Genomic DNA, 20,151 nt, shown 5'->3' on the forward strand with positions numbered 1-20,151 from the left:
TGCTGATGCGGGGAGTGGGACAGGATCAATGATGATGCAGGTCGGACGGGCTGCGTTCGGCGTGGCCGCCGGCGCTGGCGCAGTCGTCGGCCGTCAACGTGCTCGAGACGAGCGAGCAGACGCCATACAGCTTGGTGAGGTTTTTCAGGTTGTTCGGCAGGTTTTTCAGCTCCAGCACGGCGCCCGCATCCTGCGCCGCGCGCTGCCACGTCAGCATGACGGACACGGCGGCCGAATCGACGGCCTTGACGTTGCGCAAGTCGAACTTGGTCTGACCCGAGCGGATGGCGTCCAGACCCTGCTCCAATGCCGAAGTGGCATTGTGCACGGTCAGGGAAGTCAGGGACTGCAAGGTGTCGAGAGAGTCGGGCATGGCGTCGGGCTGCGCTGGTCTGGAGCTGGGTCTGGAGCTATATGATAGCCGATTATTTGGCTTTGGCAGCGGGACGGCTGGCCAGGGCCTTGTTTTTTGCCTGCAAGGTCTTGATCAGGCCATCGATGCCGCCCTTGCTGATCTCGCTGGCGAAGCTGCTTTTGTACGTTTCCACCAGCCACGCGCCCAGCACGTTGATGTCATAGATCTTCCAGCCGGACGGGGTTTTCGCCACGCGGTAGTTCAGGGGCACGGGTTCGCCGCGCGCCACGTTGACCTGCGAACGCACTTCCACTTCCGTGTCAGCCGGGTCGGCGCGCAGCGGCTTGAATTCCACGGTTTCGTTCTTGATCTGCGACAGGGCGCCCGAATACGTGTAGATCAGCAAGGTGCGGAATTCCGCCGACAGCTGCTTTTGCTGGTCCGGCGTGGCGTCGCGCCAGAAGCGGCCGGCGGCCAGGGCCGTCATGCGCTGGAAATCCACGTAAGGCAGGATTTTGCTTTCCACCAACTCGGTGACGCGCTTGATATCGCCAGCCTGGATGGCCTTGTCGTTCTTGGCCGTGTCGATCACATCCTGGCTTATGCGCTTGACCAAGACGTCCGGCGCTTCGACAGCAGGAGCGGCCTGGGCGGCGGTGGCAAAGGCGATGGTCGCCATCGCCAGCAGTTGTTTCATCAATTTCATGGTTCTACCTTTCATGGTGTTGCTATGCACCGGCTGGCGTTGATCGCAGCCGTGGTGTTTCTGTACCGGAGTTTACTCCTGGGGCCTGGCCTCGGAAGCAACGGTATTGCTACCAGATGTTACGAGGTCCGCTGGCGCCACCTCGGCGGCGGCCGTGGCCGCAGGCGCGTCATTGGCAACTTGCGGTTTTGCCTCGTACTCCGGCTCGTAATCGCTGCTGTCGTTTTTTGGCACTTTGCGGTCGCGGCGGTCCGTATCGCCGTCGAAAACCTTGCTTTCACGCGCTTGCAGGAAGCCGTCGCGGATGAATTCATAACGGTCCAGCGCGGCCGCTTCCATCAGGTTGGTCGCGTCGAGCAGCGCGGCGCGCTTGTCGACCACGCGCGTCACCGTGCCGATATTGCGTACATTGACGGGATCCTTGTAGCGCCATGGGTCGCCCGCGATATCGAGCGGCAAGGCCACCGTGTCGCGCACGGTCGATGGGCCCAGCAGCGGCAGCATCACGTACGGACCCGACTGGACGCCGTACCAGCCCAGGGTCTGGCCAAAGTCTTCGTTATGCTTGGGAATGCCGGCCTGCGACGCGATGTCGATCAGGCCGAGGATGCCGAAGGTCGAGTTCATGCTGACGCGCACGACGTCTTGCAAGCCCGCTTCACCCTTGCCTTGCAGCAAGTTGTTCACGGCACTCCACACATCGGCCAGGTTGCCGAAGAAGTTGCCCACGCCCGTTTGCACGAACGACGGCGTCACCGTCTTGTAGGCCGTGGCGACCGGTTTCAGGGCCACCTGGTCAACGGTATCGTTGAACTTGAACATCGCGCGGTTATACCCTTCCAGCGGGTCGCGCGGATTGGTGCCGGTGGCGCAGGCGCTCACGCTGGCGGCGATGGCCATGGCCAGGCCGATACGCGCCAGGCTGCCTTGGGGTTTCTTGGTCGACTCGCTCATTTGCTGTCCTTTCCTTCCGCTGCCTTGCTGTAGATGAACTGATTGATCAGGTCTTCCAGCACTGTGGCCGATTGAGTACGGGCGATCTTGTCGCCCTCTGCCAGGTTCGCCAAATCGCCGCCTGCTTCCAGGCCGATATATTGCTCACCCAGCAAACCGGCCGTCAAAATCTTGGCCGAGCTGTCTTTCGGAAATTTGTAGCCATCTTCGATATCGAGTTTCACCAGCGCCTGATACGTCTTGTCGTCAAAGCGGATCTCCGCCACGCGCCCCACCACCACGCCAGCGCCCTTGACGGGCGCCTGCGGCTTGAGGCCGCCAATATTGTCGAACTTGGCCGTAATGGTATACGTCTTGCTGAAAGACAGCGAGCTCATATTGCCGGCCTTGAGCGCCAAAAACATCAATGCCGCCACACCCAGCAAGACGAACAAGCCGACCCAGACATCCAAAGATTTACGTTGCATAAACAATCCTAAATAATTTTTACTTGCCGCCACCTGCGCAGAACACTGCCCAGGCCGATAATTTTGTCGCCTATCGGCAATTACTTGCTAAACATCAACGCCGTCATCATGAAATCGAGCCACCACACCATCAACGACGAAATGACCACCGTGCGCGTGGTGGCGCCGGACACGTCTTCCGGCGTCGGCTGTGCCTGGTAACCCTGGAACAGCGCGATGAAGGTCACCGCGATGCCGAACACCAGGCTCTTGATGGTGCCGTTGCCCACTTCTTTCCAGACATCCACGCCGCCTTGCATCTGCGACCAGAACGAGCCTTCATCGACGCCGATCAGCACCACGCCGACCAGGTAGCTGCCGATGATGCCGACGGCCGTGAAGATGGCGCCGAGGATCGGCATGGCGATCACGCCGGCCCAGAAACGGGGCGCCAGCACGCGCTGGATCGGGTTGACGGCCATCATTTCCATGGCCGACAGTTGCTCGCCCGCCTTCATCAGGCCGATTTCCGCCGTCAGCGAGGTGCCGGCGCGGCCGGCGAACAGCAGCGCCGTGACGACAGGGCCCAGTTCGCGCGTCAGCGACAGCGCCACCAGCAAGCCCAGCGACTGCTCGGCGCCATACGTGGTCAAGGTGTAATAGCCTTGCAAACCCAACACCATGCCGACAAACAGGCCGGAGACGGCGGTAATCACCAGCGAGCGGTTACCGATAAAAAACAGTTGCTCGATCACCAGGCGCGGACGGCGCCACAGGCCGCCCGACGAGGCGATGATGATAAAGAACGAACGCACGGCAAAGCCGAGGTCTTGTACCGAATTGCGCAACCATGCTCCGATCGACGCGAGGAAACGCGCGATCATCGGCCCGCTCCCGCATGCAGGCCCAGGTCGTCGGCCAGCGACTTGCCCGGGTAATGGAACGGCACGGGGCCATCGGCCTCGGCATTGACGAATTGCTTGACGTACGGATGCGTCGACACGGCCATCTCGGCCGGCGTGCCGTGCGCCACAATTTTGCCCGATGACAGAAAATAGACGTAATCAGCGATGGCGAAACACTCCTTCACATCGTGCGATACCAGGATAGACGTGGAGCCCAGCGCATCGTTCAAATTGCGGATCAAATTGGCCGTCACGCCCATGGAAATCGGGTCCAGGCCGGCGAACGGCTCGTCGTACATGATCAGTTCAGGGTCGAGCGCGATGGCGCGCGCCAGCGCGACGCGGCGGCCCATGCCGCCAGAAATCTCGGCCGGCTTCAATTGCGCCGCATTGCGCAGTCCCACGGCGTGCAGCTTCATCAGCACCAGGGTGCGGATCAGCTCTTCATTCAAGTCCGTGTGTTCGCGCAGGGGGAAGGCCACGTTTTCGAACGCCGTCAGGTCCGTAAACAGCGCGCCGTGCTGGAACAGCATGCCCATCTTGCGGCGCAGCTGATACAGCTCGTCGGTTCCCAGCGTATGCACGATCTGGCCGTCCACATTCACGGAACCGGAACTGGGGCGCAACTGCCCGCCGATCAGGCGCAGTACGGTCGTCTTGCCACTGCCGGAGCCACCCATGACGGCCACAACTTTTCCACGTGGGAAATCCATTTGAAGGCCCGATAAAATCGAACGTTCTCCATAGGCAAAGTGTAAATCACGGATCTCAACAAGATTTGGCACGACGAAGCTCACTATTTTAATGGCGTATTGTAGTGCAGAAACGCCAACCTCTGCTGAGACACCCCTTGGGACAGCCCCGTAAAGGGGAAGAATACAACACTAATGAATCGAAAGTCAGATATTGTAGTGGAAATTTGACCTGCGCATCGCGCCCCCATCCGCCGGCGTTCATGGCCGTCCACTTGATAACTAAAATAACAAGGGCCACGCCGCAATCCGCGCCGTGGCCCTGTCAAAAAAACGAACAGTTGCTCGTTAATTAGCGTGGCAGCACGGATGCCCCCATCAGGAACTCATCGACGGCGCGCGCGCACTGGCGCCCTTCGCGGATGGCCCACACCACCAGCGACTGGCCACGGCGCATGTCGCCGGCCGCAAACACCTTGGCCACCGAGGTCTGGTAGCAGCCGGCGCCATCCGTTGTCGCCTTGACATTGCCGCGCGCATCCGTATCGACGCCGAACGCTTGCAACACTTGTTGTACTGGCGAAACAAAACCCATGGCCAGGAAGACCAGATCCGCCTTCATCTCGAATTCCGAGTTCGGCACTTCGCTCATCTTGCCGTCTTTCCATTCGACTCTGCAGGCGATCAGCTTTTCCACCTTGCCGCCCTTGCCTTCGAAACGCTTGGTGGCCACGGCCCAGTCGCGCTCGCAGCCTTCCTCGTGCGAGGACGAGGTGCGCAGCTTGGTCGGCCAGTACGGCCAGACCAGCGGCTTGTTTTCCTGTTCCGGCGGCTGCGGCATCAGTTCGAACTGGGCCACCGAGGCGGCGCCATGGCGGTTCGAGGTGCCGACGCAGTCGGAACCCGTGTCGCCGCCGCCGATCACCACCACGTGCTTGCCCGTCGCCTTGATCTGGTCCTTGAGCTTGTCGCCCGCGTTGACCTTGTTTTGCAGCGGCAGGAAATCCATGGCGAAGTGCACGCCTTTCAAGTCGCGGCCCGGCACGGGCAAGTCGCGCGGCTGCTCGGCGCCGCCGGCCATGATGACGGCGTCGAATTCTTTTTCCAGGTCTTCCGGGAAAATGGTTTCCTTGGCCCAGTTGTTGACGTTGGCAGGGAAATCCTTGCCGACCAGCACGCTGGTGCGGAACACGACGCCTTCGGCCTCCATCTGTTTCACGCGCAGGTCGATGTGCGACTTTTCCATCTTGAAGTCGGGGATGCCGTAGCGCAACAAACCACCGACCCGGTCGCTTTTCTCGAACACGGTGACGGCATGGCCGGCGCGCGCCAGCTGCTGCGCCGCCGCCAGGCCGGCGGGACCGGAGCCGACGATGGCCACTTTCTTGCCGGTGCTAAAACTCGCCGGCTGCGGCGTGACCCAGCCGTGCTCCCAGCCCATGTCGATGATTTTATGCTCGATCGACTTGATGCCGACCGGATCTTCATGGATACCCAGGGTACAGGCCGATTCGCACGGCGCCGGGCAGATGCGGCCCGTAAATTCCGGGAAGTTATTCGTCGAATGCAAGATATCGAGCGCTTCGCGGTAGGCGCCGCGGTATACCAGGTCATTCCAGTCGGGAATGATGTTATTCACGGGGCAACCCGTGGTGCAGAAGGGAATGCCGCAATCCATGCAGCGCGCACCCTGCACGGTCGCTTGCGCGTCCGACAGGTGCAAGACGAATTCCTTGTAGTTCTTCAGACGCGCGGCAGGCTCCAGATAGTGTTCGTCCTGGCGCTTGAATTCCATGAAGCCGGTAATTTTACCCACGATATTTCCTTTGTATTTGGCTGGCGGGGAGCGGCATGGCCGCTCCCTGGTCATTCATTTGGCAATGAGCTTGGCTGGCTCAGGCGGCGACGGCTTGCACTTCCATGGCGGCATCCGCTGCCATCTCGATCAGCGCGCGCTTGTATTCGTTCGGGAAGACTTTCACGAACTTGCCGCGCGCCGCAGCCCAGTCGTCGAGCAGGACGCGGGCACGGGTGCTGCCCGTGTGCTTGAAGTGACGCTCGATCAGGCGCTTGAGGATGACTTCGTCCGCTTCCGGCACGCCGTCGCGGTGCTGCGTGTGCCAGGCGTCGCGGTCGACATGCTGTTCCGCTGCCGACACGACCTTGTCCAGGCTGACCATGGCCGTGTTGCACTTGCTGGCAAAGTCGCCGGCCGGGTCATACACGTAGGCGATGCCGCCCGACATGCCGGCCGCGAAGTTGCGTCCCGTGTTGCCCAAGACCACCACCGTGCCGCCCGTCATGTATTCGCAGCCATGGTCGCCCAGGCCCTCGACCACCGTGGTGGCGCCCGAGTTGCGCACGGCAAAGCGTTCACCGGCCACGCCGTTGAAGAAGGCTTCGCCGGCGATGGCGCCGTACAGCACCGTGTTGCCGATGATGATGTTGTCCACGGCCCAGCCGCGGAACTCGGTATTGGGCCGCACGATGATGCGTCCGCCCGACAAGCCTTTACCGACGTAATCGTTGCCCTCGCCCACCAGGTCGATCGTGATGCCGTGCGCCAGGAAGGCACAGGCCGACTGGCCCGCCGTGCCTTGCAACTGGATGTGGATGGTGTCGTCCGGCAAGCCGGCGTGGCCGTATTTCTTCGCCACTTCGCCGGACAACATGGTGCCCACCGTGCGGTTCAAGTTGCGCACAGGCGAGATGAAGGAGACGCGCTCGCCCTTTTCCAGCGCCGCGCGCGCTTGCGCGATCAGCTTGTGGTCGAGCGCCTTTTCCAGCGCATGATCCTGGAATTCCACGTGGCGGCAAGCCTGGCCATCCGGGGTTTCCGGCTTGTAGAATATGGACGAGAAGTCCAGCCCCTGCGCCTTCCAGTGCGAAATCGCCTTCGATTTGTCGAGCAAGTCGACACGGCCGATCAGCTCGTCATACGTGCGGATGCCCAGCTGCGCCATCAATTGACGGGCTTCCTCGGCAACGAAGAAGAAGTAATTGACGACATACTCGGGTTTGCCCGAGAACTTGGCGCGCAGCACGGGATCTTGCGTGGCCACGCCCACCGGGCACGTATTCAAGTGGCATTTGCGCATCATGATGCAGCCTTCGACCACCAGCGGCGCCGTGGCGAAACCGATCTCGTCGGCGCCCAGCAGGGCGGCGATGACCACGTCGCGGCCCGTCTTCATCTGGCCGTCGGCCTGCACGCGGATGCGGCTGCGCAAACCGTTCAAGACCAGCGTTTGTTGCGTTTCAGCCAGACCCAACTCCCACGGCGTGCCTGCATGTTTCACGGACGACAGAGGCGAGGCGCCCGTGCCGCCGTCGTGGCCGGCGACGACCACGTGGTCGGCCTTGGCCTTGGTGACGCCGGCAGCGACCGTGCCGATGCCCACTTCCGACACCAGTTTCACGGAAATCGAGGCGCGCGGATTGGCGTTCTTCAAGTCATGGATCAGCTGCGCCAGATCTTCGATCGAATAGATGTCGTGGTGCGGCGGCGGCGAAATCAGGCCCACGCCCGGCACGGAAAAGCGCAGGCTGGCGATGTATTCGGACACCTTATGGCCCGGCAACTGGCCGCCTTCGCCCGGCTTGGCGCCCTGCGCCATCTTGATCTGGATCTGGTCGGCCGAATTCAGGTAGGCGGCCGTGACGCCGAAACGTCCCGACGCCACCTGCTTGATGCGCGAACGCATGGAATCGCCTTCCTGCAGCGGAATATCGACGACGATCTGCTCGGCGCCCACGACGGACGCCATCGTGTCGCCCTGGCGGATCGGAATGCCCTTCAATTCCTGCGTGTAGCGGTTCGGATCTTCGCCGCCCTCGCCCGTGTTCGACTTGCCGCCGATGCGGTTCATGGCGACCGCCAGCGTTGCGTGCGCTTCCGTGCTGATCGAACCGAGCGACATGGCGCCCGTGGCGAAACGCTTGACGATTTCCTTGGCCGGTTCCACTTCATCGAGCGGGATCGCCTTGGTCGGGTCGAGCTTGAACTCGAACAGGCCGCGCAGGGTCAGGTGACGACGGCTCTGGTCGTTGATGATTTGCGCGTACTCCTTATAGCTGGAGAAATTGTTGCTGCGCGTGGAGTGCTGCAATTTCGCAATCGCATCCGGCGTCCACATGTGGTCTTCGCCGCGCACGCGGAACGCATACTCGCCGCCCGCGTCGAGCTTATCGACCAGCACGGGATCGTTGCCGAAGGCCAGCGCGTGCAGGCGCAATGCCTCTTCCGCCACTTCAAACACGCCGATGCCTTCCACGTTCGAGGCCGTGCCCTTGAAGTATTTGTCGACCAGCGACTTGTTCAGGCCGATGGCTTCGAAGATTTGCGCGCCGCAGTAGGACATGTAGGTCGAAATGCCCATCTTCGACATGACCTTCATCAAGCCCTTGCCGACCGCCTTGGTGTAGTTATAGATGGCTTTGTCGCCCGACAAGTCGCCGGGCAAGCCGTGCGCCATCTCGGCCAGGGTTTCCATGGCCAGATACGGGTGGACGGCTTCCGCGCCATAGCCGGCCAGCAAGGCGAAGTGGTGCGTTTCGCGGGCCGAGCCCGTTTCCACGACGAGACCGGTGGACGCCCGTAAACCCTTGCTCACCAGGTGCTGGTGTACGGTGGACGTGGCCAGCAGCGCGGGGATCGCCACCTGGTCGGCGCAGATGGCGCGGTCCGAGACGATCAGGATGTTGTGGCCGGATTTCACGGCGTCGACGGCTTCCGCGCACAGCGAGGCCAGGCACGCTTCCACGCCTTCCTTGCCCCAGGCCAGCGGGTAGCAGATGTCCAGCTCGTACGACTTGAACTTGCCGCCCGTGTGGGCGCTGATGTTGCGCAGACGCGCCATGTCGTCAAAGCCCAGCACGGGCTGCGCCACTTCCAGGCGCATCGGCGGGTTGACGTTGTTGGTATCGAGCAAGTTCGGTTTCGGGCCGATGAAGGACACGAGCGACATCACCATCGCTTCGCGGATCGGGTCGATCGGCGGATTCGTCACTTGCGCGAACAGCTGCTTGAAGTAGTTATACAGCGGTTTCAGCTTGTTCGACATGACGGCCAGCGGCGAGTCATTGCCCATCGAGCCCGTCGCCTCTTCGCCGGCCAGTGCCATCGGCGCCATGAGGAATTTCAAGTCTTCCTGCGTGTAGCCGAACGCCTGCTGGCGGTCCAGCAGCGACGGCTGGGCTTTTTCGCCCTGGGCGCGGTCTTGCTTGGCTTGTCCTTCGGCCAGCTTGATCTCGTCGAGCTTGATGCGCACCGAGTTGATCCACGCTTTATACGGCTTGGCGTTCGCGTAAGTGTTTTTCAGTTCCTGGTCGTCGATGATGCGGCCCGCTTCCAGATCGATCAGGAACATTTTACCGGGCTGCAAGCGCCATTTCTGGATGATCTTCGACTCGGGAATCGGCAATACGCCCGATTCCGACGCCATCACCACCAGGTCGTCGTCCGTGACGATGTAGCGTGCCGGACGCAAGCCGTTGCGGTCCAGGGTGCCGCCGATGTGGCGGCCGTCCGTGAATGCCATGGCGGCGGGGCCGTCCCACGGTTCCATCATGGCCGCGTGGTATTCATAGAAGGCGCGGCGGTTGTCGTCCATCGTCGTGTGGTTTTCCCACGCTTCCGGAATCATCATCATCATCGCCTGGGCGATCGGATAGCCGGCCATCAGCAGCAGTTCCAGCGCATTGTCGAAGCAGGCCGTGTCGGACTGGCCTTCATAGATCAGCGGGAACAGTTTCTGCAGGTCGTCGCCCAGCACGGCCGACTTCATCACGCCTTCGCGCGCGCGCATCCAGTTGAAGTTGCCTTTCACCGTGTTGATCTCGCCGTTATGGGCGATCAGGCGGTACGGGTGGGCCAGCGGCCATTCGGGGAAGGTATTCGTCGAGAAACGCTGGTGCACCAGCGCCAGGGCCGAGATGCAGCGCGCGTCCTGCAAGTCCTTGTAGTACACGCCCACCTGGTCGGCCAGCAGCAAGCCTTTGTAGACGATGGTACGGGCCGACATCGACGGCACGAAGAATTCCTTGCCGTGCAGCAGTTTCAAGGCCTGGATGGCGTGGCCCGACGATTTGCGGATCACATACAGTTTGCGCTCGAGCGCGTCGGTGACCATGATGTCCGGGCCGCGGCCGATGAAGATCTGGCGGATGACCGGTTCCTTGGCGCGCACGGTGGGCGACATCGGCATATCGGTATCGATGGGCACGTTGCGCCAGCCCAGCACGACCTGGCCCTCGATGCGCACGGCGCGTTCGATTTCCTGTTCGCAGGCAATGCGCGACGCGTGTTCCTTCGGCAGGAAGACCATGCCCACGCCGTATTCGCCAGGCGGCGGCAATTCCACGCCCTGCTTGGCCATTTCTTCGCGGTAGTACTGGTCGGGAATCTGGATCAGGATGCCGGCGCCATCGCCCATCAGCGCATCGGCGCCCACGGCGCCCCGGTGATCGAGGTTTTTCAGAATCAGCAAACCCTGTTCGACGATCGAATGGGTCTTGTTGCCCTTGATATGGGCGACGAAACCGACGCCGCAGGCATCGTGTTCATTGGCTGGGTCGTACAGGCCTTGCGCTTTCATGGGCTTCTCCGCTGCATATGACTATCGAAAAACTAGAGTAGTGCAACGCAACAAAAAACTCAACCAGAACAATTAGGGTCGGAGTCGAATTAAATTCGATTCCGTCGCTCTAAAAATTTAATAGGGACACAGTCGAAGCCATTTCAATAAAACGTCAGAAAGAAACCATTTTTTGTTTTAAATGCGAATGCTTTTCAATTGGCGTCCGTTGCGGCCGCGACTTTGCGGGGACGGCCCCGCTTGGCGGGCAGTACTTGCCGCTGCATTTTCTGCTCCAGCGCCTGCTTGAAAGCGTCGGAACCAAGCGGCCAGCCCTTCAAAACAGCCTGTTCCACGGTTTTCACCTCGCTGCTGCCCAGTCCCTGCTCGAACAGGCGCAGATACGCCGCCTCGCGGTCGAACGGCGTGTTGCCCAGCGCCCAGTACAGCGCATGGTCGGTGATGACGGGATCGGGCCGCACACCGGCATGGTGGGCATAGCTGGACCAGCTGTAATCGAGCGCCTGGCCCGCCAACCCCGTTTGCACGGGCACGCATTCCAGGTAACGGCAGCAAGTAAGGAAGAAATTGTCGGAATCGATGACGGAAGTTTTGTAGCGTCCCTGCCACAGCGCCCCTTCACGGCCGTATTTCTGGTTGAAATACGGCACGTAATAGCGTCCCAGCCACTGCATCAGCTGTCCCAGTCCCGTCGCATCGGCTGGCGTCGCCAATAAATGTAGCTGATCTGGCAATAAAACGTAGGCATGGATGGCCACCTTGAACATTTTCGCGCCCGTTTTCAGCCAGGACAGAAATTGGGCATAGTCCGCCGCGTCCTGGAACACGCTCTGGCGGTTGCTGCCGCGCTGGATCACGTAATGGGGCAGTGCAGGAATGATGAGGCGGGGCAAACGGGCCATGGCAAAATCGAAAAGTGAAGGCTAAGGCCTTGATTTTACACACTTGCGAGCGCAGGACGCGACTCTGACCCTGTTTTATTTGAAATGCTGGAAAAAGCGATTGACTCTGTCCCTGAATTGTCCTGCAGGAGACTATGCACCTTCGCAGGCGGCAAGTTGGTAGTCCCAACGACCACCATGATCAAGGCAACTATCAATTTTCCACTCCTTGCGCAGCCAGAGAGCGGCACTGGCCAGTGCAACGATCAACAACAGGCCAGATAGGAATCGCCGTTTCATGCTACTGGCCGCCTCTGGCGGTCAGGACAGGTTAAAACTGGCCGACAGGCTGTAGCCCTCGCCATACGCGCTGCGCAGCGGCAAGTCCTGGCCCAGGCCCGTCTTGGCTTTCTTGCGCAGGCGGTACACGAGCATGTCGACGCGGCGGCCCGCATCCGGATCTTCGCCGCCCATGCCGGCCACGATGACGTCGCGCGGCACGGGGCGGGTATTGATGGTCAGCAGGTGCAGGAAGTTGAATTCCTTTTCCGTCAGGGCGATGACGGCGCCCATCAATTCAAGTTGGCGAGCGCTTACTTTCAAGGTCCACTTGCCCGGCTCGGGCACGGGATCTTGCGGGCCGACACGGCGGTCGAGCGCCTCGATGTGGGCGGCCAGTTCGGGGAATTTGATCGGCTTGGTCAGATAGTGGTCGGCACCGAGGCGCAAGCCGAGGATGCGGCTGTCGAAGGCGACACGCCCCGTCAGCACCAGCACGCCGATCTGCGGATACAGCTGGCGCATGCGGGGGATGACGTTGAAGCCATCCTCATCGGGCAAGCCCAGGTCCAGCACGACCACCCCGACATTGCCATGGCTCAACGCCGTCCACATCCCGCCAGCGGAGCTGGTGATATGCACTTCGTGTTCGAGCTCAACGAGAAACTCCGCCATGTCTTCGGCGTAGTCCAGATTGTCTTCGACGATCAGTATTTTCGTCATTGCAACGCCATTCTTCCATTAGTGAGCTACCGTGGGCAAACCATGCCATTCACTTCTGCACCATGATGGACGGCACAATAGGTTTACGTCAAGGAATTATCACGGTTGCCTTCAGCGGAAGCAACTTTTTTCTAGTCTAGCCAGGAAGCGGCAGCCAAATGCGGAAAATAGCCCCGCCTTCGGGCAGATTATGCCCCTGCAAACTCCCGCCATGCACGTCCACCACGGCGCGCGCCATGTACAGGCCCAGGCCCGCACCGGCATGCGTGGCATCGGTTCCACGGAAACCTTTTTCGAACAGCTGCGCCAGTTCTTCTTCCCGCAAACCGGGCCCCGCATCGCGCACGCACAGCGCCACGCCGCCCTCGGGCACCAGCTTGCCAGACACGGTTATGCTGCTGCCCGGCGGGCTGAACTTGACCGCGTTGTCGAGCAGGATTTTCAGGCACAGGGCCATACCGGGCACGTCGCAGCGCAGCCGGGCCGGCAAGTCTTCATCGAGTTCCAGCTGTACGCGGTGGCTGGCCGGCACGGTGGCGGCCGCCTGCTGCAGCAAGGCCAGCGGCGCGATGCCATCGGCGGCCCGTTCGCGGCCGATGGCCGCCATGCGTTCTGGCGACAAATAGTCGTCGATCATGGCCAACAAACGGTCGACGGCCGTCTGGATTTTCACGTAGCGCTTGCGGGTGGCCTCGTCGGCGTCTCGGGATGTCGAGACGAGGCGCTGGATGGCGCCGTCGATGGTGGCCAGCGGCGTGCGGAATTCATGCGACAGCATCGAGGCGAAACGCTTCTGTTCCTTTTCCCGCTCGGCTTCCTGCGCGTGGGCGACGCTGACGTCGCGCACCGTGCCGACGATGGTGATGCCCCGTTCCCTCGCCGACGCGGGCACGATGGTCGAGCTGATTTCCAGCGCCAGCAGGCGGCCGTCGGCGTGCGGCAATTCCACTTCGCGCAGCAGGGTCAAACGGCTGGTGTCGCCATCGCGCCAGCGCTGCAGCCGGGCCGGCACGTCCGCCGCCAGGCGTGCCGCGTGTTCACGCAAGGCTGCCTGGTCGTAACCGGTCAGGCGTTGCGCCGCGGGGCTGATGTAGCGTAATTCGAGGGTGGTGGCGTCGAGCAGGAAGGCGGCGTCGCGCCCATGTTCGGCCAGCAGGCGGAACGTCGCTTCGCCGGCGCGCGCGCGCAGCAGGGCGCGGCGCAACTGGACGAAGCGCAGCGCCATGAGGACGGCGCCGGCAAGCAGCAGGAGGAAAATAGGCAGCATGCGTTATACCTGGCAAGAAAGAATTGCCAAGTATAAGCGTGCGCTGCCCTTAATCTTCCAGCGGGGCGAAAATCTGCTGCAAGTCTTCCTGCGTGAGGGCCATCTTCTGCGATTCGCCTTCGGCCAGGATCGATTGCGCCAGCTCCGATTTCTTTTGCTGCAGCAGCTGGATTTTTTCTTCCAGGGTGCCCTTCGCAATCAATTTGTAGACGAACACGGGCTTATCCTGGCCGATGCGCCAGGCGCGGTCCGTGGCCTGGTTTTCCGCCGCCGGATTCCACCACGGATCGTAGTGGATGACCGTGTCGGCGGCCGTCAGGTTCAGGCCCACGCCGCCCGCCTTCAGGCTGATCAGGAAGATCGGCACGGCGCCCTGCTGGAAGGCCGCCACCTGCGCGCCCCGGTCCTTCGTTTCGCCCGTCAGCAGCGCGTAGGGGATGTCGCGCGATTCCAGCTCTTCCTCGATCAATTCCAGCATGCTGGTAAATTGCGAGAAGACGAGGATCTTGCGCCCTTCGTCGAGCAAGTCTTCCACCATCTGCATCAGGTCGAGCAACTTGGCCGAACCGGCCGACTGCTTCTTCGCCGGCAAGGATTTCACCAGACGCGGGTCGCAGCAGACCTGGCGCAGTTTCAGCAGCGCTTCGAGGATGACGATCTGGCTGCGCGCCACGCCCTTCTTGTCGATTTCTTCACGGACCTTTTGATCCATCGCAAGACGCACGGTTTCATACAGGTCGCGCTGCGGCCCCGTCAATTCCACCTTGCGCACCATTTCCGTTTTCGGCGGCAATTCCTTGGCCACATTGTCCTTCGTGCGGCGCAGCAGGAACGGTTTGATGCGGCGGTTCAGCAGCATGCGGCGCAGCGGATCGTCCTGGCGCTCGATCGGGTGGCGGAACTGGGTGTTGAACGTCTTCTCGTCGCCCAGCAAGCCCGGCAGCAGGAAGTGGAATTGCGACCACAGTTCGCCCAAATGATTTTCCAGCGGCGTGCCGGACAAGCACAGGCGGTGGCGCGCGCGCAGCAGGCCCGCGCTTTGCGCCGCCTTGCTGCGCGTATTCTTGATGTAATGCGATTCGTCGAGAATGACCAGGTGGAAATCGTGCTCGCGCAAGGTTTCCTCGTCGCGCGGCAACAGCGCGTACGTGGTCAGCACCAGGTCGCACTGGTCGATCTGGTCGAATTGCTGGGCGCGGTCCTTGCCTTGCAGCAGCAACACCTTCAGGCTGGGCGCGAACTTGGCCGCCTCGTCCTGCCAGTTGCCCATCAGACTCGTCGGTGCAATCACCAGGGCCGGATGCGTAAGGCGGCCCGCTTCCTTTTCCACCAGGATATGCGCCAGCGTTTGCACCGTTTTACCTAAGCCCATGTCATCGGCGAGGATGCCCGCCAGGTCGTGGTCGCGCAGGAATTGCATCCACGCCAGGCCGTCGGCCTGGTAATCGCGCAAGGTTGCCTGCAGGCCGGCGGGCGCCGCCACTTTTTGCACGGAACCGAACTGGCTCAGCTTGCGGCCCATGGCGCGCAGCTGTTCGCCGCCCGTCCACTGCATGTCCAGGCCCCGCGCCAGCTCTTCCAGGCGCGCCGCATCGAGCGTCGACATGCGCACGGCACGCTTGATCTTGTCGCTGAAATACAGTTCGCCCAGCGTGTTCAAAATCGGACGCACGCGGCCCCACGGCAGGGCCACGCGCGTGCCGTCCGGCAAGGTTGCCAGCATCTGGTCATCGTCCGCATGTGCTTCGATGACTTTCGGATTGAAATCGTTGGGCGCGTTGCGGATCAGCTGCACCAGCACGGGCAGCAGCGGCACGCGCTCGTGGTTGACGACGATGCCCAGTTCCAGCTCGAACCAGGCGTTGCCGCTGTCCGGATCCTGGTCATCGATTTCCGCGTACCAGTCGCCCACGTCGCTCACGTCGTAGCGGTACTTGGCCGTCTTTTCCACGATCCAGCCCTGCGCCAGCAAGGCGTCGATGCCGGACTCGGCAAAACGCAGCCATTCCGCCTGGGAAGGCAGCAGCAAGGCGCCCTTCAAGCCGCTCAAGGGAGCCGAGCCCGGCTTCTTGAATTGCAGCTCGGCCAGGGTAGCCAGCGCGCGCGCTTCATCGACCGTATTTCTCTGGATAATTTCCGTCACCTCGCCCACTTGCCGCACCACGCGCTGCGACGGGTCGAACGAGACTCTTTCGCCATCGTAGTCGTAGGACAGCACGGCGAAGTCGCTCCAGCGCTGCAGGCTGCCATCGGCCAGCATGGCGCTGTCCAGCAGCAACACCGGTTGCGCCGGCACGTCCTTGCGCAAGCGCTGCGGCAACGGTTGCGGCAGCGGCATCAGATGCTGCAAGCCTTGCGCCAGCAGCAACTGCGACACGCGCACCTTGTCGTTCGCATTCAGGGGCGGCGCCTGCGCCACCAGCGCCTGCAGGTCGGCCAGGGAAATGTCGGAGCCGCCCTGGTTCAGTTCCAGCACGCCGCACGACAGATTGTCGATGTACCACGGCGGATCGGTGGGCAGCATGTAGTCGATCTGGTCGGCGCCATGGTGCTTCGCGCCTTCCGGCGGGTCCACTTGCCAGCCCAGGCGCATGGTCTTGCCTTCGTCGCGCCAGAACAGGCGGGCGGGACGCACGGGACCTTCCTTCAATGGATACACGAGACCATTGCCGACGTCGGCCCAGGAATTGGCCCACAACAATTTATCCTGCTCTGCCAGCATTTTCAGCAGGGCCGCACCCACCTTGCCCTTCGGCTCCGTGGCGCTGCCCGTCTGCGAATTCTGCCCGCTGCGCATGGCCACGAAGAAACGCACGAGGTCTTCGTCGGCCGGCGTCAAAAACGTGGGCGGCGCCGACAGCAGGGAAAAGATTTCGCTGATGGGGGACGCCGCCGCCACATCGCCGTTCGGCCGCAGCCGCGCCTTGTACAGGCACAGGGCCACGTGGCGGCCGCCGCTGGTGGGCGCCAGCACGTAGATCAGGCGGTGCTGGTTGAGTTTGGGATCGGGCTCGGCAATCGTCAGCACGGCCTTCGGATGGGCGGCAGCCTCCACCCGCTGCAGCCAGGTGGCGACGGCATACGGCAAAGGCGCTCCCGGCGCGCTGGCCGGGGCAACTGGGGTTTCACTGGTTTCGTCGCGGGTAAAATCCATGGGGCGCATTTTTGTGTAAAGGTCGTATCCAAATCGGCAACAGGCAATATTATCCGCCATACAGGCGTTGCTGGCTTGATTCACACACGCTCTTTGAGCAGTTTTAATGCGCGATGCCTAAAAAATAAGTATTTAATACGACACTTGGGGTCCGCTGACGGCAAAAAAGGCCCGTCACGGGCCTTTTTTCGCCGCCTGTGGAGGGCTTATCAGGCCGGCACAGTTTCTTCTTCGGCCACGCTGGCGGCCTCGACTACCGGTGCCGTGCTCGTATCGGCCGGCGTAAAGTTGCGCAAAAACAAGAAGAACTGGCCCATCATCTGCGTCCACAGTTGCAGATTGATATTCAGGTACTCATTGCTGACGCCGCCGGCGACCAGCACATCCATCTCCAGCACGACGAAATCGCCATGCTGGGCCACGCGGGCAAAACGCTTGCTGCGGTGCCATTCGGCCAGCAAGCCGGCCGGCAAGTCGCCGCCCTGCACGCGCAGCGGGCAGCTCAGGGTCAGGTCCGCGTACTGGCCAGGCGCGGCTTCATTACCCCACAGCACCTGGAAACCGATGCCATGGCTGGCGCTGTGCAGGCGCACGACACCGTCGTGTTCGATGCTGGTGACGGCGCAGCCGGCCGCCTTGATGGCCTCGGCCGTTTGTTCCGCATTCAGGGTGGTCAGCAAGCTAGTCGTGTTTTCCATCGTCATTCCATTCATTTCAAAAAGTAAAAATTATTGGGGTGCCGGCGCGGGCGCGGCCGGCGTTGCTGCCGCTTCGGTTTGACGTGCATCAAAGCGGCCCTGGTACAGCTGGTCGCCGTACTGCTGCGCGATTTGCTCGAGTTTCACCCGGCTTTGCGCGGCGAACGGCTGGCGCGCTTTCATGACGTCCAGCACGTCCAGGCTTTCATACGCTTGCAGGATCTCTTTCCCGGCCGCATACAGCTGGGCATTCTTGCTTTCGCAGCGCGCCAGGGCACTGCGCTGGGCCGTCACTTCGCCGTCCAGGCGCGCCCGCTCCGCTTCGATCTGCTTGCCCGTGGCGGCCAGCCGTTCGCCGGCCTGGCGGTACTGCGCCAAATTCGCGGTTGCCTCCTGTGCGGCGGCGGCGCTGCGCTGCTGCTCGGCGGCCAGTTTTTCCCGCTGCGCGCGTTCCTGCGCCAGCTGCGACTGGCTGCGCGCCAGCTCCTTTTTCACGCCATCGCTGGCAGGCGCCGCGGCGGCGGCGGGCGCCGCCTTGGCGGCCGGCACGCCCTTGGCTTTCAGCGCTTCCAGTTCGCCGCGCGTCTGCTGCAGCTGCGCCGTGACATTGCGCAACTCGGCGCGCAAACGCTCTTCCATGCTTTGCCCCTTCTGTCCCTGCGCCTGGGCGGTGCCGGCGGCCAGCAAGCTCAACAGCAATAAAGGCAGGCGCATTTTGTTGGATATCAACATCATGGCTCCTTAAAAACGCGCGTTCAATTCGATTTGCAGGGTGTCGATCGACAGTGCCGAACCGAACACTTCGCGGCTCGACGTCCAGCGGCCGTTCAGCCAGGTATTCTTGTCGAGCGCATACGCGCCACCGAGGTAGTAGCCGCGCGCATTCGTGCCGCCCAGATGGAAGGTGGAATCGTTGTAGGCGTCAGGCAAGGCGTCCGGTTCGATGCGCTTGTAACCAAGCAGCACGTTCCAGTCGCCGCGCGCCGCCGGGCTGGCCTTGCCCAGGGTCGCCTGCAGCATGTAGGCATTGCCGCCGCTCTTGAAATCGGCTTGCGAGACGCCGCCCGTGCCGCCGAAGTTATTCATGATGCCGCCCTTGGCGCGCGCCCACATTTCATTCTTGTCGTAGGCCATGTTGCGCACATAGTCGCCTTCGATGCGCAAGTCCGTGCCGCCCGCGACCTTGCTATCCCAGCGCGCATTCAGGTTGGCCAGGCGGAATTTCGACGCCAGGCCCACGAATTGCGGCTGCGGCGTGTTGGCCGGATCGAGCGGATTCAGGGCGATATTGCGCAGCAACATCAAGCTATTGCCCTTTTGCATGCTCGATGGACGCGACCAGTCCGTGCTGCAGCCATCGGCGCCCGCGTACAAGGCGCACGGCTGCGAATACTCGCCGCTGATGTTGCGGAAGTTGTAGTAGGCCAAGGCGCCACGCAATTGGTGGTCGCTATTGATCTTCCACGACGCGCCCACTTGCGCACCGAGCAGCCATTTGTTTTCGCTCGACATTTTTGCCTGGCTGCGGCTAGGCGCATTGTCGGACGAATACTCGAGCGGAATCAGGCCCAGAGTGCCGAACACGGTGACGTCCTTGCTCTCGCCGACCGGCTGCTGCACCTTGGCGGCGATGCCGTCGAAATTGAGTTCGCTGGAAAACAGTTCGTCGCCGGACACGAATGGATTGTCGAAGCGGCCCGCCGTCAGTTTCAGCCACGAAGCAGGCTGGTAGGACAGCCAGGCCTGGTCCAGCCAGATGTTCTTCTTGCCCAGGCCGCCACCGAGAGTTTGCGTGGTCGATACCGGGCTGTCGTCATTGCCGCTGGCCAGGCGGATGCCCGCTTGCGTAGTATCGGAAATGTCGGCCAGGATGCCGAGGCGGGCACGGGCGCGCAGCAAGTGCTTGCGGTCTTCGCGCGTGTTCAGCAACGCCGGCAGGGCCAGGTTGCTGTTCGAATTGACGTCGTAGCCGCTGCCGCTGTTGAGCGAGCGCCAGTCGATCTCGATATTGCTGTTGGCCATGTCGTAGTAGCGCGATTCGTAGCGTGCGCGCACGTCGCCTTCCACGCGGATGCGCTTGGTCCAGGCCGGCGTTTCATTCGGCGCCGCCCAGCCGCCCGCTTTTGCTTCGGCCATGACCTGGCCCTTGATCTCGTCGCGGATCTGCTCGCGCACGGTTTGCGAAATATACGGCACGCGCACGTCGCCCGGCTGCACTTGCGCCAGGGCGGCCGGCGCAGCGGCCGGACGGGCTTGCGCCGCGGCCAGCGCTTCGCTCTGCGCCTGCGCCAGCAAGGCTTCGCCGGCATCCTTGTTCAGGGCGCCGCTCTGGATCAGGCCGCGGATCAGCTTGACCATGGTGCTGTCGGCCGGGACGGCCTGCGCCTGTACCGCGCCTGCCGCCACGCTCAGGGCGAAAGCGGCCAGCGCCAGCGGAAGGCGGCGCGCACGCTGTGGGGAAGAAAATATGAGGTTCATCGCTTCTTTCGGTAAAA

The 20,151-nt window shown here is 62.1% G+C and carries 15 protein-coding genes; all 15 read right to left on the reverse strand.

Translation table 11 applies throughout. From position 1 onward, the window contains the following. Positions 1 to 25: 25 nt before the first annotated feature. Positions 26 to 373, reverse strand: coding sequence for an STAS domain-containing protein (locus AC3RCG_RS00655; protein WP_034753819.1), 348 nt, complete (start codon positions 371 to 373; stop codon positions 26 to 28). Positions 374 to 425: 52 nt separating this feature from the next. Beyond that, positions 426 to 1,061 (reverse strand): MlaC/ttg2D family ABC transporter substrate-binding protein, encoded by a 636-nt coding sequence (locus AC3RCG_RS00660; protein ID WP_070219656.1) that lies wholly within the window; start codon positions 1,059 to 1,061, stop codon positions 426 to 428. 72 nt (positions 1,062 to 1,133) lie between these two features. Continuing rightward, positions 1,134 to 2,015, reverse strand: a complete 882-nt coding sequence (locus AC3RCG_RS00665; RefSeq protein ID WP_070219658.1) for an MlaA family lipoprotein — start codon at positions 2,013 to 2,015, stop codon at positions 1,134 to 1,136. Next, positions 2,012 to 2,482, reverse strand: coding sequence for an outer membrane lipid asymmetry maintenance protein MlaD (gene mlaD, locus AC3RCG_RS00670; protein WP_070219660.1), 471 nt, complete (start codon positions 2,480 to 2,482; stop codon positions 2,012 to 2,014). The genes AC3RCG_RS00665 and mlaD overlap by 4 nt, the downstream gene beginning before the upstream one ends. A gap of 80 nt (positions 2,483 to 2,562) precedes the next feature. Further along, positions 2,563 to 3,345, reverse strand: a complete 783-nt coding sequence (mlaE, locus tag AC3RCG_RS00675) for a lipid asymmetry maintenance ABC transporter permease subunit MlaE (RefSeq protein ID WP_070219663.1) — start codon at positions 3,343 to 3,345, stop codon at positions 2,563 to 2,565. Further along, on the reverse strand, positions 3,342 to 4,151 hold the full coding sequence (locus AC3RCG_RS00680) for an ABC transporter ATP-binding protein (protein ID WP_070219703.1): 810 nt from the start codon (positions 4,149 to 4,151) through the stop codon (positions 3,342 to 3,344). The genes mlaE and AC3RCG_RS00680 overlap by 4 nt, the downstream gene beginning before the upstream one ends. 259 nt (positions 4,152 to 4,410) lie before the next feature. Continuing rightward, the gene (locus AC3RCG_RS00685) at positions 4,411 to 5,874 is read right to left on the reverse strand and encodes a glutamate synthase subunit beta (RefSeq protein ID WP_492404880.1); all 1,464 of its coding nucleotides are present in this window, start codon (positions 5,872 to 5,874) and stop codon (positions 4,411 to 4,413) included. A gap of 79 nt (positions 5,875 to 5,953) precedes the next feature. Further along, entirely contained in the window at positions 5,954 to 10,654 is a 4,701-nt protein-coding gene (locus tag AC3RCG_RS00690) for a glutamate synthase-related protein (protein ID WP_070290323.1), read from the reverse strand. A gap of 194 nt (positions 10,655 to 10,848) precedes the next feature. After that, positions 10,849 to 11,556: a transposase gene (locus tag AC3RCG_RS00695; RefSeq protein WP_492404878.1), complete on the reverse strand. Its 708-nt coding sequence runs from the start codon at positions 11,554 to 11,556 to the stop codon at positions 10,849 to 10,851. Between the two features lie 300 nt (positions 11,557 to 11,856). After that, a complete protein-coding gene (locus AC3RCG_RS00700) occupies positions 11,857 to 12,537 on the reverse strand; it encodes a response regulator transcription factor (RefSeq protein ID WP_034753797.1) in 681 nt (226 codons plus the stop codon). Between the two features lie 136 nt (positions 12,538 to 12,673). Further along, positions 12,674 to 13,804, reverse strand: a complete 1,131-nt coding sequence (locus AC3RCG_RS00705; protein ID WP_492404876.1) for a PAS domain-containing sensor histidine kinase — start codon at positions 13,802 to 13,804, stop codon at positions 12,674 to 12,676. 49 nt (positions 13,805 to 13,853) lie between these two features. Continuing rightward, complete coding sequence (locus tag AC3RCG_RS00710; RefSeq protein WP_070290329.1) at positions 13,854 to 16,958, reverse strand: DEAD/DEAH box helicase; 3,105 nt, start codon at positions 16,956 to 16,958, stop codon at positions 13,854 to 13,856. Between the two features lie 209 nt (positions 16,959 to 17,167). Continuing rightward, positions 17,168 to 17,656 (reverse strand): YbjN domain-containing protein, encoded by a 489-nt coding sequence (locus AC3RCG_RS00715; protein WP_492404873.1) that lies wholly within the window; start codon positions 17,654 to 17,656, stop codon positions 17,168 to 17,170. Between the two features lie 30 nt (positions 17,657 to 17,686). Further along, positions 17,687 to 18,391, reverse strand: a complete 705-nt coding sequence (locus AC3RCG_RS00720) for a hypothetical protein (protein ID WP_492404872.1) — start codon at positions 18,389 to 18,391, stop codon at positions 17,687 to 17,689. Positions 18,392 to 18,397: 6 nt separating this feature from the next. Continuing rightward, positions 18,398 to 20,134: a putative porin gene (locus tag AC3RCG_RS00725; RefSeq protein WP_492404870.1), complete on the reverse strand. Its 1,737-nt coding sequence runs from the start codon at positions 20,132 to 20,134 to the stop codon at positions 18,398 to 18,400. Positions 20,135 to 20,151 lie beyond the last annotated feature (17 nt).

The sequence above is a fragment of the Janthinobacterium sp. GW823-FHT01H08 genome, from assembly GCF_058797855.1.

What these genes read in the sequence shown, in the direction of transcription:
- AC3RCG_RS00655 (WP_034753819.1), bottom strand. Translation starts at nt 373, where the DNA reads ATGCCCGACTCTCTCGACACCTTGCAGTCCCTGACTTCCCTGACCGTG.
- AC3RCG_RS00660 (WP_070219656.1), bottom strand. Translation starts at nt 1,061, where the DNA reads ATGAAATTGATGAAACAACTGCTGGCGATGGCGACCATCGCCTTTGCC.
- AC3RCG_RS00665 (WP_070219658.1), bottom strand. Translation starts at nt 2,015, where the DNA reads ATGAGCGAGTCGACCAAGAAACCCCAAGGCAGCCTGGCGCGTATCGGC.
- mlaD (WP_070219660.1), bottom strand. Translation starts at nt 2,482, where the DNA reads ATGCAACGTAAATCTTTGGATGTCTGGGTCGGCTTGTTCGTCTTGCTG.
- mlaE (WP_070219663.1), bottom strand. Translation starts at nt 3,345, where the DNA reads ATGATCGCGCGTTTCCTCGCGTCGATCGGAGCATGGTTGCGCAATTCG.
- AC3RCG_RS00690 (WP_070290323.1), bottom strand. Translation starts at nt 10,654, where the DNA reads ATGAAAGCGCAAGGCCTGTACGACCCAGCCAATGAACACGATGCCTGC.
- AC3RCG_RS00695 (WP_492404878.1), bottom strand. Translation starts at nt 11,556, where the DNA reads ATGGCCCGTTTGCCCCGCCTCATCATTCCTGCACTGCCCCATTACGTG.
- AC3RCG_RS00700 (WP_034753797.1), bottom strand. Translation starts at nt 12,537, where the DNA reads ATGACGAAAATACTGATCGTCGAAGACAATCTGGACTACGCCGAAGAC.
- AC3RCG_RS00705 (WP_492404876.1), bottom strand. Translation starts at nt 13,804, where the DNA reads ATGCTGCCTATTTTCCTCCTGCTGCTTGCCGGCGCCGTCCTCATGGCG.
- AC3RCG_RS00710 (WP_070290329.1), bottom strand. Translation starts at nt 16,958, where the DNA reads ATGGATTTTACCCGCGACGAAACCAGTGAAACCCCAGTTGCCCCGGCC.
- AC3RCG_RS00715 (WP_492404873.1), bottom strand. Translation starts at nt 17,656, where the DNA reads ATGGAAAACACGACTAGCTTGCTGACCACCCTGAATGCGGAACAAACG.
- AC3RCG_RS00720 (WP_492404872.1), bottom strand. Translation starts at nt 18,391, where the DNA reads ATGATGTTGATATCCAACAAAATGCGCCTGCCTTTATTGCTGTTGAGC.
- AC3RCG_RS00725 (WP_492404870.1), bottom strand. Translation starts at nt 20,134, where the DNA reads ATGAACCTCATATTTTCTTCCCCACAGCGTGCGCGCCGCCTTCCGCTG.